This window comes from Micromonospora sp. NPDC000442 (genome assembly GCF_042898635.1).
Classification (GTDB): Bacteria; Actinomycetota; Actinomycetes; order Mycobacteriales; family Micromonosporaceae; genus Micromonospora.
Genome location: NZ_JBIAYZ010000004.1, coordinates 103,688 through 120,031, shown reverse-complemented (window position 1 = coordinate 120,031; position 16,344 = coordinate 103,688). Strand labels below are relative to the sequence as shown.

The window sequence follows — 16,344 nt, the reverse complement described above, 5'->3', positions numbered from 1 at the left end:
GGCCGCCGTGTCGTCGGTGCTCAGTGCGAACCGTCCGAGGAGTTGTTGGAGCTGCCGCCGCCCACGGTCGCCTCTGCGCCGTCGGCCTCCGCCTGCACCTTCAGCGCGTCCTTCTCCGCCGGGGTGAGCACGGGCGGTTCGGTGGAGGGCTGCCGCTTGCCGAAGCCGTTGTACGGGGCCATCGGCGGACGCTTCACCACCCGGGCGCAGATCCGGGCCATGTCGGCGGTGGAGAGGGTCTCCTTCTCCATCAGCTCGAGCACGATGTTGTCCAGGACGTCCCGGTACTCGACCAGGATCTCCCAGGCCTCGTCGTGGGCAAGCTCGATCAGGGCCCGCATCTCGCCGTCGATCTCGGCGGCGACCGCGTCGGAGTAGTCCCGCTCGTGGCCCATGTTGCGGCCGAGGAACGGCTCGTCACCGCTGGTGCCGTACTTGATCGCACCGAGCTTGGAACTCATCCCGTACTGCGTGATCATCGCGCGGGCCAGCTGGGTGGCCTTCTCGATGTCGTTGCCGGCACCGGTGGTGGGCTCGTGGAAGACGAGTTCCTCGGCGGCCCGGCCGCCCAGCGCGTACGCCAGGGTGTCGACCATCTCGGCGCGGGTCTGGGTGTACTTGTCCTCGGTCGGCAGCACCAGGGTGTGGCCCAGGGAGCGGCCCCGGGACAGGATCGTCACCTTGTGCACCGGCGCGGCGTGCGGCAGCGCCCAGGCGACAAGCGCGTGCCCACCCTCGTGGTACGCGGTGATCTTCTTTTCCTGGTCACTCATCACCCGGGTACGCCGCTGCGGGCCGGCGATCACGCGGTCGATCGACTCCTCGAGCGAGTCGTTTGAGATGGCCCGCTGGTCCTTCCGGGCGGTCAGCAGGGCCGCCTCGTTGATCACGTTGGCGAGGTCGGCACCACTGAAGCCCGGCGTCCGCTTTGCCACCGAGTCGAGGTCGACGTCGGGCGTGAACGGCTTGCCCTTGGCGTGCACCCGCAGGATCGCCTTGCGGCCCTCCATGTCGGGAGCGTCGACCGGGATCTGCCGGTCGAACCGGCCCGGACGCAGCAGCGCCGGGTCGAGGATGTCCGGCCGGTTGGTGGCGGCGATCAGGATGACGCCGCCCTTGACGTCGAAGCCGTCCATCTCGACGAGGAGCTGGTTCAGGGTCTGCTCGCGCTCGTCGTGGCCGCCACCCATGCCGGCTCCGCGGTGCCGGCCGACGGCGTCGATCTCGTCGACGAAGACGATCGCGGGCGCGTTCGCCTTGGCCTGCTCGAACAGGTCGCGGACCCGGCTCGCGCCGACGCCGACGAACATCTCGACGAAGTCGGAACCGGAGATCGAGTAGAAGGGCACCCCGGCCTCGCCGGCCACCGCTCGGGCGAGCAGGGTCTTACCGGTGCCGGGCGGGCCGAAGAGCAGCACGCCCTTCGGGATCTTTGCACCGAGCGCCTGGTACTTCGCCGGGTTCTGCAGGAAGTCCTTGATCTCGTGCAGCTCCTCGACGGCCTCCTCGGAGCCCGCCACGTCGGCGAACGTCGTCTTCGGCGTGTCCTTGGTGATCATCTTCGCCTTGGACTTGCCGAAGTTGAGCACCCGGGAGCCGCCGCCCTGCATCTGCGACATGAAGAACAGCAGCAGTAGCACGAGCAGCACGATGGGAAGCAGGTTGACCAGCAGGCTGACCCAGATGCTGTCGGACGACACCTCGGTGTCGGCCGGCCCGGTGACCCGATTGTTGGCCTTGGCGTCGAGGACCTGGTTCCAGACCTCGTCGCCGACCTCGTAGGGGAACTGGGCCTCGATCAGCTTCGTGGTGGTGTCGCCGAACTCGGTCTCCTCGGCCAGCTCGAGCTGGATCGTCTGTTCCTTGTCCTGGAAGACGACCTTCTCGATGCCACCCTTGTTGAGCTGGTCGAGCGCGACGGACGTGTCCACCCGGTGGTAACTGGGTCCACCGGTGAACAACTGACTGAGCACGACGGCGCCGAGGATGACCAGGATGACCCAGAACACCGGTCGGCGGAAGAAACGCGTACGTTCCATGCTGTTGTCGAGCGCCGAGACGCCCGCATCCTCCTGATCGACGTCCTGACCGACTGTGGGTGTCGCCGCCTGGGCGGCTGCCGGAGCCGCCGTGCGGGCCGGCCTCGACCCCGGGGCGCGATTGCCGCGCCACGGTCATTCGACGGTACACCGTGCGAGACCGATATGAGCTGGCGAGCCCAGCACTTACGCGCACGGCGAACCGGATGTCAGCCGGCGTGGCCCGGAGTCGGATCTCCGGGTCACCGTGGCAAAGGTAGTCCGATCAGCTGAAAGTCGGCTGAACGTCGGGCGGACGCGCCCACGACCGCAGTCGGGCCAGCGTGCTGCGGACAAGGGCTGGCGGTCCGGGGGGCGCCGTGGCGTGGCGGGAACCCGCACGGTCAGGAGCGGGCGTAGACCTCCGGCTTGAGCACCCCCACGTACGGCAGTTCCCGGTAGCGCTCACCGAAGTCGAGGCCGTACCCGACCACGAACTCGGTCGGGATGTCGAAGCCCACGTACCGGACCGGCACCGTCACCTTGACCGCCTCCGGCTTGCGGAACAGCGCGACCACCTCGACGCTCGCCGCCGACCGCGACTCCAGGTAGCGCAGCAGCCAGGACAGGGTCAGCCCGGAGTCGACGATGTCCTCCACGACAACGACGTGCCGACCGGCGATGTCCCGGTCGAGGTCCTTGAGGATCCGGACCACGCCGGAGGAGGTGGTGCCCTGCCCGTACGAGGAGATGGCCATGAAGTCCAGCTCGGCCGGAGGGCCGTGCCGGCCCAGCGCCCGGGCGAAGTCGGCCATGAACATGACCGCGCCCTTGAGTACGCAGACGAGCAGCAGCCCGTCGGTGACGTGCGCGTAGTCCGCGGAGACCTGCTTGGCCAGCTCCGCGGTCTTCTCGCGGATCTGCGCCTCGGAAATGATCACGTGGTCGATGTCGGCGTCGTACCAGGAGCCGTCAGCCATGACCATAGCCTGCCGTACGCCCCGGGTTCGCCGTCGGCGGGGCCGCCCGTTTCGGGACAACCCCGCCTGGGATTTTCCGGATGAAGGGAACATTCGGCTCAGCAGCGGCGCGACTGCCACCTGTGGCCCCCGTCGGAGGGCTTCCAGTCCGCGGAGTCACGGCTGTCGGCGGTCAGCCCCAGGGCGGACAACAGGGCGAGGGACAGGAAGAACAGCAGGAAGAACAGGAAACCCATGGCGGCGCTCGCTTTCTGGCGTCTGCGGTTGTCGTGTCGCCGCCGGTGCGCACCGGACATCTGCAAGTCTGCGTACCCCGCCAACTCTCGGACAGTGGCAGGAATGCCAGTCCTGCTCGATTTCCTGCCACTCGTGCGGTTACCCTCGTCACATGCTTCGTTCAGTGGCCGTACTCGTCCTGGACGGTGTCGCTCCGTTCGAACTCGGCGTGCTCGCTGAGGTGTTCGGCACCGACCGCACCGCCGACGGGCTGCCCGGCTACCGCTTCGACGTGTGTGGACCTCGACAGGCCCCGGTACGCACCTCCGCCGGCTTTCACCTGGTGCCGAACGCCGATCTGGATCCGCTGGAGCAGGCGGACCTGGTGGCCGTGCCCGCCCACGACCCGACCACCACCGCACCGGCCGAGGTCCACGAGGCGTTACGCCGGGCCGCCGATCGGGGCGCGTACCTGTTCAGCGTGTGTGCCGGCGCGTACCTGCTGGGCGAGGCAGGACTGCTCGACGGACGGGAGTGCACCACCCACTGGCGGCACGTCGACGAGTTGCAGCGCCGCCACCCGAGCGCCCGGGTGCGCTGCAACTCGCTCTACGTGCAGGACGGCCGCCTGCTCACCAGTGCCGGCACCGCCGCCGGCATCGACGCCTGCCTGCACCTGGTGCGCCAGGCGCACGGCTCGGCCACCGCCACCCGGCTCGCCCGACGGATGGTGGTGCCCCCACATCGCGACGGCGGGCAGGCCCAGTACATCGAGGCACCGATCCCGAAGGCACCGGAGGCGCCCACCCTGGAACCGGTACTGGAATGGCTGATGGGCCATCTGGACCGGCAGACCACCGTCGACGAGTTGGCCGCGCGGGCCGGGATGGCACCCCGGACGTTCGCTCGCCGGTTCCGCGCCGAGACGGGCACCACCCCGCACGACTGGCTGACCAACCAACGCGTCCTGCTGGCCCGCCGGCTGTTGGAGGACACCGCAATGACCGTGGAGGCGGTCGCCGATCGGGCCGGCTTCGGCGACGCCGCCGTCCTGCGGCACCACTTCACCCGCCGGGTCGGTGCCACGCCACAGGCGTACCGCACCACGTTCCGCGATCGTGCTCCCACCGGCTGACCTGTCGCCCGGCCGGTCACGCAGGTCACAAGCCTCCGGCGGCGCCGTCACCCCGGGGCTCCGAACCGACGACGTATCCCCCGTCGGCGCGTCGCCAGATCGCCTGCCCGTAGCCGAAGACGGTGGAATCGGGCGCGACGGCGACCTGGTGGCTCCGGTCCCGCAGGTCGGCGATGAGCGCGGCACCACCGGGCCCGGCGATCAGCTCCTCCTCGACCAGCAGCGAGCGTCCCGCGTGCCAGTACCAGCGCGGGGCACCCAGCGCCGCCTGCGGATCGAGGCCAGCGTCCACGGTCGCCGAGACCAGTTGAACGTGGCCCTGGGGCTGCATGTGCCCACCCATCACCCCGAACGGCCCCACCGGCGCGCCCTGGCGGGTCAGGAAACCGGGAATGATTGTGTGATACGGCCGCTTGGCCGGGCCGACCACGTTCGGGTGGTCCGCCTCCAGCCGGAAGCCGAGACCACGATTCTGCAGCGCGAAGCCGTACCCGGGCAGCACGACGTGCGAGCCGAAGGCGAGGTAGGTGGACTGGATCAGGCTGACCATCATGCCGCTCTGGTCAGCCGTGCAGAGGTAGACCGTCCCACCGCGCTCCGGGGTGCCGGCCACCGGGTCGGCCGCCGCCTCGGTGACCGCCGCGCGGCGTCGCGCCAGGTGCTCCGGGGTGAGCAGCCCGGATGGGACCGGGGCATGGTCGGGATCGGCGACGTGGGCGTGCGCATCGGCGAAGCCGGCCTTGACCGCCTCGATCTGCCGGTGCAGCCACCGCGACCCGTCGGCCGGATCGAATCCGTCCAGGATGCCCAGGGCGAGCAGGGCGGCCAGTCCCTGCCCGTTCGGCGGCAGCTCCCAGACCTCGTGGTCCCGGTAGCGAACCGACACCGGATCGACCCAGACGCTGGCGTGGGTCTCCAGGTCCGCCGGGGTGAGCAGGCCGCCGGTACGGGCGGCGTGGTCGGTCAGGGCGGCCGCGATCCGCCCCCGGTAGAACTCCTCCGCCCGGCTGTCGGCGATCAGTCGGAGCGTCCGTGCCGCGTCCGGGTTGCGCCACCGCTCGCCCGCGCGGGGAGCCCGCCCGTCCGGTGCGAACACCCGCCCGAACTCCGCGTACTCGGGACCGGTCAGGCCGGCGTGCCCGGCGACCGCGCGGGACCAGGCCGCCGCTGTCGCGGTGGAGACGGGGTGTCCCTGCTCGGCGTAGCCGATGGCGTCGGCGAGCAGGTCCGCGAACGGCAGCGATCCGAACCGCTCGTGCAGGTCGCGCCAGCCCGCAGGCACGCCCGGTACGGTCACCGGCAACCAGCCCCGGGCCGGCATAGCCGGGCCGACCGCCTGAGCCCCACCCAGCGCGTCGGCGGGTTCGGCACCTCGACCGTCGGTCCTCGCGAGCACCAGATCCCGGGTCAGCCCGGCGGGCGACCGGCCGGAGGCGTTCAGGCCGTGCAGCCGCTCGCCGTCCCAGACGATGGCGAAAAGGTCACCGCCGATGTCGTTGGAGGGTGGTTGCACGACGGTGAGGGTGCTGGCGGTGGCCAGCGCGGCGTCCACGGCGTTGCCACCACGACGCAGCACGGCCAGGCCGGCGGCCACGGCCAGCGGCTGGCTGGTGGCCACGGCGCCACGCGGCGCGTACAGCGGTGGCCGGGGATGGGTCATCCTTCGACCACCGCCTCGTCGGGCGCTGCCCCCGCCGCCTGAGGCGCCGGTGCTCGGCCGGCCGGCGAGGCCGGTGGTGACTCCGACACCAGCCGGTCGGCGCGGCGGAGCACCCGCAGCCCGCCCGGCAGGTAGCTGGCTCCTTGGCCGCGCCACGCCGTGACCAACGCGTCGAGCGCGGCGACGTGGCGATGCGACAGTGCGGCCGGCGGCGCACCCAACTCGTGGGCCCAGGCGCGCAGCACCCGACCGCGTACGGCGGGCGCCAGGTCCGCCAGAGTCCGGGTGACCAAGCCACCGTCGGGATGCCGGGCCTGGCTCAGCGCCACCACGGCGAGTTCGTCGAGGACCGCGTTGTCCGCCGCCACCAGCGCGGCGGTACGGGCGAGGTTGTCCAGCACGCCCGGTCCGAGCGCCCGGATCAACACGGGCAGCACGTCGGCCCGGACCCGGGAGCGGGCGTACGTCGGGTCGCTGTTGTGCGGATCGTCCCACGGCACCAGACCGAGGGCCGCGCAGGCGGCACGGGTCTCCGCCCGCCCGATCTCCAACAGCGGTCGTACGAGTGGGGTGCCGGCCAGGTCCCGGCGGGCCGGCATGCCGGCGAGTCCGCGCGGGCCGGCGCCCCGGGCCAGCGCGAGCAGCACCGTCTCCGCCTGGTCGTCCCGGGTGTGGCCGGTGAGCAGCGCCGAAGCGCGGTGCCCGCCGGCAGCCTCGGCCAACGCCTGGTAACGGGCGTCCCGGGCCGCCGCCTCCGGGCCACCGGGCCGGCCGGCGACCTCGACCCGGACCATTTCCACCGGAGCCAGGCCGGCCTCGACCGCCCAGCGCGCCACCGCCTCGGCCCGGCGCCGCGAACCGGCCTGCAACCCGTGATCGACGGTGACCAGCCCGGCGGCGCGGCCCGCCCGGGGTGCCACGAACGCGGTGGCCGCGGCCAGCGCAAGCGAATCGGCTCCGCCCGAGCAGGCGACCAGCACCGGACCGTCCGTCGGCAGGTCGGCCAAGGCGCGTCGGACCGCGATCCGGATCGCGGCCACCGGCGGGGCGAGCGGGGCCATCGGTGCGGCGACGCGCTCAGCCGGCGGTCGGCACCGGACCGACCGGCCCGTGTACCCGCGCCACCCAGGCGTCCGGTTCGCTCAGCTCGGACAGCCGGGGCAGGGTCAACGGCGACTCGAAGACCCGGTTGAAGCCGGCCATACCGACCCGGTCCACCACGGCGTGCACGAACTTGCGGCCCTCGGCGTACTGCCGCATCTTGACGTCGATGCCGATCAGCCGCCGGATCGCCTTCTCCACCGGGTTGCCGGCCTCGCGCCGCCGGTTGAAGCCGGCCCGGATGCGCTCCACGCTCGGGATCACCTGCGGGCCGACGCCGTCCATCACGAACTCGGCGTGCCCCTCCAGCAGCGTCATCAGGGCGGTCAGCCGGTCCAGCACGGCCCGCTGCCCCGGCGTCTGCACGATGTCCAGCACGCTGGACCGGCTCTGCGGGTCGCGGACCGCGTCGGCGAGGGTGCTCACCCCCCGGCGCAGCCGCTCCAGCAGGTGCTCGCCACCCTGGGCGGCGTCGACGAACGCCTGCACCTCACCGAGGAAGTGGGCCCGCATCCAGGGCACGGAGGTGAACTGCGTCCGGTGGGTCACCTCGTGCAGACAGACCCAGAGCCGGAAGTCGCGCGGATCCGCGCCCAGCTTGCGCTCGACCTCGACGATGTTCGGCGCGACCAGCAGCAGCTGCCCCGGGTCGGCGGAGAAGACCTCGTACTGCCCGAGGACCCGGCCGGAAAGGTAGGCCAGCACGGTGCCGGCCTGCACCCCGGTCACCCGGGAACCGATCGCCTCGGTCAGCGCACCGGGCTGCTTGTCCTGCGCGAGCCGGCCGACCAGCGGGGTGATCACCTCGCGGAGCCCGGCGATGTTCGTCGCCGCCCAGTCACGCCGATCGACCACCCGCACCGGCGGATGGGTGACCTGCGAGGTCAGCCCGGTGTAGTCGGCGACGTGCCCGGCTGCCTCGTCGGTCAACCGGCGCAGCTCGGAAACCACCTCGGTGGCTTCGGCGTACGTCACCCGGGGGCCCGACTTGCCCAGAGCCCCCGCCGTCGCGGTGGCCAGATCCCAGTCCACGAACTGCGCCATGCAACCCACCGTACCCGCGCCGCGACACCCCACCCGGCGGGGCCGACGCAGTGCCGGTCCCTCCGACAGGGCGGCGAGGGCCCGCCGCGGGACCAGTTGCAACCCGCTCCACCGGGGCGTGAGCAGCCTTCCGACCAGTGCCCGTCGATCCGCTCAGCGACAGCCGCAGCCGGCCAGGGCGGCGGCGATCCGGTCCAGCGCAGCCCGGGCCGGCTCCATCCCGTCCGGCGGGACGTCGTCGGTGAGCACCGCGAAGGTGAGCAGGCGTCCTTCGGTGGTGGTCACCACTCCCGCGATGGCGTGCACCCGGGTCAACGTGCCGGTCTTGGCCCGGACCACACCGGCACCGGCGGACGTGCCGGGTGCCGCTTCGTACCGGTCGCGCAGGGTGCCGGACCAGCCCGCGACCGGCAGGCCGCCGAAGATGCCGGCGAGCTCGGGCCGGTCCGGGCTGCCCGCGAGCGCCAACAACTCGGTCAGCAGGACCGGGCTGATCAGATTCTTCCGGGACAGTCCGCTCCCGTCCGCCAGGTCGAGTCCAGTCACCGGCAGGGCCAGCTCGGACACCACCTCGGCCATCGCCGCCGCCGCACCGGCGAACGAGGCCGGCCGGTCGCGGGCCAGGGCGACCTGACGGGCCAGCGCCTCGGCGACGATGTTGTCGCTCTCGCTGATCATGATGTCGACCAGCCGGATCAGCGGCGGCGAAAGCACCACACCGAGTTCGACACCGGGTCCGCCGCCGACCGACTCCGTCGCCCCGGTCGACGCTGGCGGGGCGGTGCCCCGGCGTACGGTGTCGACCGGCGCCCCGAGCAGTTTGGCGAAGGCACGGCCGGCGACCAGGTCCGGTTCAGCGACCCGCTCGGCCCAGCCCCGACCGGCCTTCGGATTCTTGCGCGCTCCGTCCAGCATCAGCGCGGTGATCGCCCCGCCGAAACCGCCGGTGGGGATGTCGTCGTCCCAGCCGGGTTCGTACACCGGACCGGAGTAGCGCGAGGAGTCGACGACAACTCTGGTGGGTGCGACCCCGCCCAGCGCGTCACGGACCTGATCGGCGAGGTCGGTGAGGTTGGCCGCCCCCGGGTAGAAGCCCTTCGCGTCGGCTGCCAGCGTCGGATCCCCGCCACCGACCAGCACCACCTCGCCGGGCTGGGTACCGGCCACCGCCCGGGTCGGGATCCGATGGCCGGGACCTCGGGCGGTCAACACCGTCACGGCGGTCACCAGCTTGGTCACCGAGGCCGGCACGGTCCCCTCGCCGCCACCGCGATCGAAGAGCAGCTCCCCGGTGAGGGCGTCGGCCACCGCCACGTTGACCCGGCCACCCAGCGCGGTGTCGTCGATCAGCGGTTCGAGCGCGGTTCGGAGCCCGTCCGTGCTGGGCGGCGGCGCGCCGATGTCGGCGGCGGCCAGCACCGCGACCGGCGCGGGCTCCACCGCCCCGGTGGCCGCCGGTGTCGCGGGCGCGTCGCCCAGCCAGCGGCCCACCGGCCCCGGCCGGACCACGACCAGACCCACCGCGACCAGCACGAGCACCAGCACGGTGGCGAGCACCAGCGGCAGCCGCCGGCGCGGTACCGGCCCGACCGGTGACGGCGCGGCACCGGCCGGCGGATGACCCGGCGCACCGGCCGCCGGCACGCCCGGTGCCGAGCTGACCGCTGCCGGGCTGACCGGCACGGATGCCGATCCGGTCGGTGGCCCGGCCGGACTCGTCGGGACGGCAGTACCGGCAGCCGGGCTCGTGGGGGCAGCGGCACCCGGCCGGGGGGCCGGGCTGGCAGCGCCGGGCGCGACGGCCCGTCCGGAGGCGGTACCCCGGGGCGGTGTGGCCGGCGGCGACGCGTCCGGGGGCGGATTCGCCCCGGATCGGTTCACGGATGTCGGTGTGACGGGCGGCGTCGGAGGTTGTGGCCGGAGGACCTGCGCGTCCGGCACCGGTACCCGCCCGGCGACCGGCTTGGCCGGCGGTCGGTTCGCACCGTCCTCGGCGTCACCGCCTGGACGGTAGTGTGAATCTTCCCTCCCCACGACCCCCTCCTCCCCCACCGGGAACCGGCCTGGGTGACACTACTTCGGTCCGAAGACTATGCGGCGGCCGGAGTCGGCGGGTGGCAATCGCCTGCCCGGCTCTGCCGCCGGTTCCGTCAAGCCAGCGTGGGCCAACGAGGGAGCGTGCAGATGGATTTCGACGTCACGGTTGAGATCCCCAAGGGTCACCGCAACAAGTACGAGGTGGACCACGTGACCGGGCGGATCCGGCTGGACCGCACCCTCTTCACCTCCACGCAGTACCCGGCCGACTACGGCTTCATCGAGGGCACCCTGGGCGAGGACGGTGACCCGCTGGACGCCCTGGTGCTGGTGCCCGAGCCGACCTTCCCCGGCTGCCTGATCCGATGCCGCACGATCGGCATGTTCCGGATGACGGACGAGAAGGGTGGCGACGACAAGGTCCTCTGCGTCCCCTACGAGGACCCGCGGCAGGAACACCTGCGCGACATCCACCACCTCGGCGAGTTCGACCGGCTGGAGATCCAGCACTTCTTCGAGGTGTACAAGGATCTTGAGCCGGGCAAGTCGGTCGAGGGTGCGACCTGGGTGGGGCGCACTGAGGCCGAGGCCGAGATCCAGGCTTCGTACCGGCGCGCCAGGGAGGCCGAGGCGCGCGGCGAGTCCACCCACTGAGGTGTCCGACGGGTCCGGGGGTCGCTCAGCCGAGCAGTCCCCGGGCCCGCTCGTAGAGGCCGAGCACCGCGCAGGCGACCGGCACCACCGAGACCACCAGCAGGGTGTCGGCCAGGTCAGCGATCCGTCCGAGGTACGGGGAGACCGGCCGGCGGGCGTACGTCGTGCCGCCCGCCACCACCAGCAGCGCGACCAGCAGCCCGCCGGTGACCAGGATCAGCCGGACCGCCGCGTCGGCGGCCCCGGCCAGCACCCCGCCGAGGACCGCGTATCCGGCCAGGCCGGCGAGCACCGGCGCGACCCGGTGCCGGACCGTGGTGAAGAGCCGGGCGCGTAGCAGCAGCACCGTCGCGGTCACCCCGACCAGCAGCCGACCGGCGACGCCACCGGTGCTGAGGAGGATCACCGCCGCGCCGACGGCCAGCACAGCCTGGCCGATCAGCAGGCCGGTGAGCATCTCCTCGGTGCGGGCCACGGCTGCGTACACCCGGCCACGGTCCGGCAGGTCACGGGCCTGGTCCGAGTCGGCCGGCCCGTCGGTGGGCAGGGTCGTCGGCGGCAACGGCACCTTGCCCAGCCGGATGGCCAGCAGCGGAACGGCACCGACGGCGAAGGTCAGCGCACCGAGCAGGACGGCGGCCGCGCCGGCCGGGCCGAGCAGCAGGCCGCCGAGAGCGGCTGATCCGGCGCCTGCGCCCACCACCGTGCCGGCCACGAAGATCCGTAGTCGGGTGGCCACCCCGACCAGCCCCAGCACCGAAACCAGCAACAGCGCCACCGACCCGGCGAGCAACTCCGGCGCGCCCACCCAGCGCAGCGGGCCGATCGGTCCGACCGGGTCGCCCGAACTGACGGCGAGGGCGCCGGCCAGCGCCGCGTAGGGCAGCGCGTGTCCGCCGAGCACGGCGGCGGCCGTCCCGTCGCCCTGTGCGCGGGACAGCACGGTGCCGGCCAGCACCAGCAGGCTGGCCACCACGGTCGCGGCCGGCCAGCCGGCGGAGTCGCCGGGCCCACCGGCGGCCAGGGCCAGCAGGCCGACGGCGAGCGGAACACCGGCACCGGCCAGGGCCGCCGCCCGGGTGGCACCGGGTGACCAGGCCCCGCCCCGTCGGCGGGCGGCGTCGGCGATGGCCTCCACCACGTCGTCGTACTCGAACTCCGGCCACTCGGTGCGGGCCGGCACCAGGTGCAGCACCTCACCGTCGCGGACGCCCTGGGCACGCAGCGCCTGCCCGCCGGTCAGCACGGTGCCGTCGGCCCGCCGCAGCAGCCAACCGCCGTGCTGCTCCCCGTCGTCGGCGAGCCCGTCGCCGGCGTGACGCAGCACCTCGGGCAGCAACTCGGCCAGGGGCACCTGTTCCGGTAGCGCCACGTCGACCCGCCGTCGGGGCGTGCTGACGGTGAGTCGGGCAAGCCCGACTGTCATCGGCTCACCTCCCATCCCGAGCGGGCCTGCTGCTGCGCGGACGACAGGACTTTACCTACGATGAGCCAGGCTCGGGTTACCGTACGCAGTCGGGAGGTCGAGTGTCCACTGTCGTCATCCGGCGGCCGGCGCGACGCCCGGCGCCCGAGATACCCGTCGGTGACCTGCCGGTACAGGCGCCCCCGGAAATTCCCGCCGACACCGGCACCCGCTGGCACCAGTTGCTGATGCTGCTGCCGATGCTCGGCGGTACGGTCGCAATGGCGATGATGTTCGGCCGGGGCGGCGGGGCGTACGCGTACGTGGTCGGCGGCATGTTCGGCCTCTCCTCCCTGGCGATGCTGGCGACCTCCTGGGGCAGCGCCTCCGGCAGCCCGAAGAAGTCCGAGATGATGACCGCCCGCCGGGATTACCTGCGGCACCTGGCCACCCTGCGCCGGCAGGTTCGGCAGACCGCGGAGCGGCAACGCGCCGGCCTCTGCTACCGGCACCCCGATCCGTCGCTGCTCTGGTCGACGGTGCACAGCCACCGGGTCTGGGAGCGGCGGCCCACGGACCCGGACTTCGCGGTGATCCGGGTCGCCGTCGGGCCGCAGACCCTGGCCACGCCGTTGGTGCCGCCGGTCACCCGTCCGTTGGAGGAACTGGAGCCGATGACGGCGGGGGCGCTGCGCCGCTTCCTGGACGCGTACTCGGTGGTGCCCGACCTGCCGGTGGCTCTCTCGCTGCGCAGCTTCGCCCGGGTCTTCGTCCGGGCCGCTCCGGTCGGCCCCACCGGGTCGTCGGCCGCGCAGGCGCTGGCCCGGGCCATGCTCACCCAGCTCGCGGTCTTCCACGCCCCGGACGAGCTGCTGGTCGCCATCTGCGCCGGGCCGGAACGACGCGGCCGTTGGGAGTGGGTCAAGTGGTTGCCGCACGCCCAGCACCCCACCCGCACCGACGCCCTCGGTCCGGTGCGGCTGGTGGCCAGTTCCGCGGTGGAGCTGGAACGACTGCTCGACCGGGTGTTGGCCAGCCGGTCGAGGTTCAGCCCGGTCGGACCGGCCACGGACGGACCGCACCTGGTGGTCGTCTTCGACGGCGGCGACCTCACCGGTGCCACCGAACTGGTCGGGGACGGCGGGATCGACGCGGTGACCCTGATCGACCTGGACACCCCACCGCCGCGTCTGCTCGACCGGTTCTCGCTGCTGCTGGAGCTGCGCAACGGCCGGCTGCACTCGCATTCCTCGGACGGGCCGGCCGAGGTGGGCACGGCCGACGCGCTGGAGGTCGCCGAGGCCGAGGCGGTGGCCCGTCGGCTGGCACCGCTGCGGCTGGCTGCCAACCCGGGCGCCGACGCCGCGCCCGGCGTCGAGCCGGGTCTACCGGAGCTGCTTGGCATCGGCGAGCCGGAGGGCTTCACCGTCGAGCAGGGTTGGGTTCCGCGGTCGCCGCGGGACCGGCTGCGGGTGCCGATCGGCGTCGGCGTGGACGGCGGCGCGGTCGAGTTGGACCTGAAGGAGTCGGCGCAGGGCGGCATGGGCCCGCACGGGCTGCTGATCGGAGCGACCGGCTCCGGCAAGTCCGAGCTGCTTCGTACGCTGGTGCTCGGGCTGGCCGCCACCCATTCCGCCGAGCAGCTCAATTTCGTCCTCGTCGACTTCAAGGGTGGGGCCACCTTCGCACCCTTCGACCGGCTGCCGCACACCGCCGCTGTGATCACCAACCTGGCCGACGCGTTACCGCTTGTCGATCGGATGGTCGATGCGATCAACGGGGAGTTGGTCCGCCGGCAGGAGCTGCTGCGCCGCGCCGGCAACTTCGCCAGCCTGCGCGACTACGAGCGGGCCCGGGCGGCCGGCAACCCGCTGCCCCCGCTGCCGTCGCTGCTGCTGATCTGTGACGAGTTCTCCGAACTGCTGTCGGCGAAGCCCGATTTCATCGACCTGTTCGTCCAGATCGGCCGGCTGGGCCGCTCCCTCGGGGTGCACCTGCTGCTGGCGAGCCAGCGGCTGGAGGAAGGACGACTGCGCGGGCTGGACACCCACCTGTCGTACCGGATCGGTCTGCGGACCTTCTCCTCGCTGGAGTCCCGTACCGTGCTCGGCGTGCCGGACGCGCATGAACTGCCCCCGTCGCCGGGGCACGGTTTCCTGCGCTTCGGCACCGAGCCGCTGCTGCGTTTCAAGACCGCGTACGTCTCCGGTCCGGTGCGTCGGCGCGCCCTGGCGACCGACCCGGCCGGACCCGAACGTCCCCGCCTGCTTGCCTTCTCCACCCACGTCACACCAGTGCCGCAGCCGCCCGTCCCACCGGCTGTCGAAGACGAGGCGGACGCCACGGAGACCCTCCTGCGTCTGCTCGTCGACCGGTTGGCCGGGCAGGGCGTGCCGGCCCACCAGGTCTGGCTGCCGCCGCTGGATGCCGCCCCGGCCCTGGACGAGTTGGTCGGTCCGCTCACGGTCGACCCGGTCCGTGGGCTCACCTTCGGCAATCCTGAACTGCACGGTGCCCTCCAGGTGCCGGTGGCCGTCGTCGACCGACCGTTCGAGCAGCGCCGCGGCCTGCTGTGGTTGGCGTTGGACGGCGCCGCCGGCCATGTCGCGGTGGTCGGTGGTACGCAGAGCGGCAAGTCCGCCGCGCTGCGCACGCTGATCTGTGCCCTGGCCCTCACCCACACGCCGGCCGAGGCTCAGCTCTACTGCCTCGACTTCGGTGGCGGTGGGCTGGCCTCGGTGCGTGACCTGCCGCACGTCGGTGGGGTCACCGGTCGGGCCGACCCCACCGGCGTACGCCGCACCGTAGGCGAGATGTCCACCCTGCTCACCGATCGGGAACGCCGCTTCGCCGAACTGGGCGTCGAGTCGATGACCGCCTGGCGACAGCGACGCGCCAGCAGCGGCGCGGGCGATACCGACGATCACGGCGACGTGTTCCTCGTCGTCGACGGCTGGACGACCCTGCGGACCGAGTACGAAGATCTGGAGCCGCTGATCACCGACCTGGCGACCCGGGGGCTCTCCTACGGCGTGCACGTGGTGGCCACCGCGGTGCGTTGGCTGGATTTCCGGCCGGCCATCCGGGACCTCTTCGGCTCCCGGCTGGAACTGCGCCTCGGTGATCCGTCCGACTCGCTGGTCGCCCGACGGGCCGCGGCGCAGGTGCCGGAGCAGACCCCGGGGCGTGGCGTCACCGCGGAGAGCCTGCACTTCCTCATTGCGCTGCCGCAGACGACCGGCACGGACACGGCGGGGCTGGTGGAGCAGGTCAACGACGCGTGGCCCGGCCGGGCCGCACCCCGGGTCCGGCTGCTCCCGGCCGTGCTGCCGTACGCCGACCTCGACCTCGACGCCACGACGGGGCTGCGGATCCCGGTCGGTGTCGCCGAGGCGGACCTACGTCCGGTGGTTCTCGACTTCGCCACCGAGCCACACCTCGTGGTCTATGGCGACGCCGAGAGCGGCAAGTCGTCGTTCCTGCGCGCGCTGGCCACCTCGATCGTGGCCCGGTTCACGCCGGAACAGGCGCGGATGATCCTGGTGGACTATCGACGCAGCCTGCTCGGTGCCGTCGCCACGGAACACCTGATCGGCTACGGCACCGCGGCGGCACACACCGCCGACCTGATCGAGTCGGCCGCCGGTTACCTGGCGGGCCGCGCACCGGGCCCGCAGGTCAGCCCGACCCAGCTGCGGGAACGGTCGTGGTGGTCCGGGCCGGAACTGTTCGTGCTGGTCGACGACTACGACCTGGTGGCCAGCGGGCCGGCGAACCCGCTGCGGGCGCTGGAGGAGCACCTGCCGCACGCCCGCGACGTCGGGCTGCACCTGGTGCTGGCGCGCCGCTCCGGCGGTGCCGCCCGCGCCCAGTACGAGCCGCTGGTGCAGCGGTTACGGGAGCTGTCCACCTCGGGCCTGGTGATGTCGGGCAGCCCGGAGGAGGGTGCGCTGGTCGGTCCGGTCCGTCCCGGTCCGTTGCCGCCCGGGCGCGGTCGGCTGTTCACCCGACGCGAGGGCGTACGGCTGGTCCAACTGGCTCACCTTCCGCCACAGTGACGTCGACTCCACGGAACGTCCCTCCAAGCGGGTCGA

10 protein-coding genes and 1 pseudogene are annotated in these 16,344 nt (G+C 72.8%); 3 read left to right on the top strand and 8 right to left on the bottom strand.

Annotation, left to right across the window (positions count from 1 at the left end; translation table 11 throughout):
• Nucleotides 1–20: 20 nt before the first annotated feature.
• The 3 genes from ftsH to ACFY2A_RS07575 form a co-directional block, all read right to left on the bottom strand.
• The gene (ftsH, locus tag ACFY2A_RS07585) at nt 21–2,039 is read right to left on the bottom strand and encodes an ATP-dependent zinc metalloprotease FtsH (protein ID WP_093409891.1); all 2,019 of its coding nucleotides are present in this window, start codon (nt 2,037–2,039) and stop codon (nt 21–23) included.
• A 383-nt stretch (nt 2,040–2,422) separates the two neighbouring features.
• A complete protein-coding gene (gene hpt / locus ACFY2A_RS07580) occupies nt 2,423–2,998 on the bottom strand; it encodes a hypoxanthine phosphoribosyltransferase (protein WP_363917904.1) in 576 nt (191 codons plus the stop codon).
• A gap of 98 nt (nt 2,999–3,096) precedes the next feature.
• Nucleotides 3,097–3,234, bottom strand: coding sequence for a hypothetical protein (locus tag ACFY2A_RS07575; RefSeq protein WP_387169653.1), 138 nt, complete (start codon nt 3,232–3,234; stop codon nt 3,097–3,099).
• A gap of 152 nt (nt 3,235–3,386) precedes the next feature.
• On the opposite strand from ACFY2A_RS07575, the gene ACFY2A_RS07570 reads away from it, so the two are divergent.
• The gene (locus ACFY2A_RS07570) at nt 3,387–4,349 is read left to right on the top strand and encodes a GlxA family transcriptional regulator (protein WP_387169651.1); all 963 of its coding nucleotides are present in this window, start codon (nt 3,387–3,389) and stop codon (nt 4,347–4,349) included.
• Between the two features lie 25 nt (nt 4,350–4,374).
• On the opposite strand, the gene ACFY2A_RS07565 is transcribed toward ACFY2A_RS07570, so the two are convergent.
• The 4 genes and pseudogenes from ACFY2A_RS07565 to dacB all read right to left on the bottom strand — a co-directional run bounded on the left by ACFY2A_RS07565 (nt 4,375) and on the right by dacB (nt 9,798).
• The gene (locus ACFY2A_RS07565) at nt 4,375–6,009 is read right to left on the bottom strand and encodes a gamma-glutamyltransferase family protein (RefSeq protein WP_387169649.1); all 1,635 of its coding nucleotides are present in this window, start codon (nt 6,007–6,009) and stop codon (nt 4,375–4,377) included.
• 68 nt (nt 6,010–6,077) lie between these two features.
• Nucleotides 6,078–7,070: pseudogene (tilS, locus tag ACFY2A_RS07560) on the bottom strand (tRNA lysidine(34) synthetase TilS); the annotation flags it as partial.
• Between the two features lie 16 nt (nt 7,071–7,086).
• Nucleotides 7,087–8,154 (bottom strand): zinc-dependent metalloprotease, encoded by a 1,068-nt coding sequence (locus ACFY2A_RS07555; RefSeq protein WP_387169647.1) that lies wholly within the window; start codon nt 8,152–8,154, stop codon nt 7,087–7,089.
• A 153-nt stretch (nt 8,155–8,307) separates the two neighbouring features.
• The gene (dacB, locus tag ACFY2A_RS07550) at nt 8,308–9,798 is read right to left on the bottom strand and encodes a D-alanyl-D-alanine carboxypeptidase/D-alanyl-D-alanine-endopeptidase (protein WP_387170085.1); all 1,491 of its coding nucleotides are present in this window, start codon (nt 9,796–9,798) and stop codon (nt 8,308–8,310) included.
• Between the two features lie 540 nt (nt 9,799–10,338).
• On the opposite strand from dacB, the gene ACFY2A_RS07545 reads away from it, so the two are divergent.
• Nucleotides 10,339–10,845 carry an inorganic diphosphatase gene (locus ACFY2A_RS07545; protein WP_281582445.1) on the top strand — a complete coding sequence of 169 codons (507 nt, stop codon included), beginning with the start codon at nt 10,339–10,341 and terminating at the stop codon, nt 10,843–10,845.
• Nucleotides 10,846–10,870: 25 nt separating this feature from the next.
• Here ACFY2A_RS07545 and eccD read toward each other — a convergent pair whose 3' ends face one another.
• Complete coding sequence (gene eccD / locus ACFY2A_RS07540; protein WP_387169645.1) at nt 10,871–12,271, bottom strand: type VII secretion integral membrane protein EccD; 1,401 nt, start codon at nt 12,269–12,271, stop codon at nt 10,871–10,873.
• Nucleotides 12,272–12,372: 101 nt separating this feature from the next.
• On the opposite strand from eccD, the gene eccCa reads away from it, so the two are divergent.
• Nucleotides 12,373–16,308, top strand: a complete 3,936-nt coding sequence (gene eccCa, locus ACFY2A_RS07535; RefSeq protein ID WP_387169643.1) for a type VII secretion protein EccCa — start codon at nt 12,373–12,375, stop codon at nt 16,306–16,308.
• The last annotated feature ends 36 nt before the right edge of the window (nt 16,309–16,344 follow it).

Bases quoted from the DNA above. Each gene is read 5' to 3' on its own strand.
- hpt (WP_363917904.1), bottom strand. From the start codon at position 2,998: ATGGCTGACGGCTCCTGGTACGACGCCGACATCGACCACGTGATCATT.
- ACFY2A_RS07565 (WP_387169649.1), bottom strand. From the start codon at position 6,009: ATGACCCATCCCCGGCCACCGCTGTACGCGCCGCGTGGCGCCGTGGCC.
- ACFY2A_RS07545 (WP_281582445.1), top strand. From the start codon at position 10,339: ATGGATTTCGACGTCACGGTTGAGATCCCCAAGGGTCACCGCAACAAG.
- eccD (WP_387169645.1), bottom strand. From the start codon at position 12,271: ATGACAGTCGGGCTTGCCCGACTCACCGTCAGCACGCCCCGACGGCGG.
- ftsH (WP_093409891.1), bottom strand. From the start codon at position 2,039: ATGGAACGTACGCGTTTCTTCCGCCGACCGGTGTTCTGGGTCATCCTG.
- ACFY2A_RS07570 (WP_387169651.1), top strand. From the start codon at position 3,387: ATGCTTCGTTCAGTGGCCGTACTCGTCCTGGACGGTGTCGCTCCGTTC.
- ACFY2A_RS07575 (WP_387169653.1), bottom strand. From the start codon at position 3,234: ATGGGTTTCCTGTTCTTCCTGCTGTTCTTCCTGTCCCTCGCCCTGTTG.
- ACFY2A_RS07555 (WP_387169647.1), bottom strand. From the start codon at position 8,154: ATGGCGCAGTTCGTGGACTGGGATCTGGCCACCGCGACGGCGGGGGCT.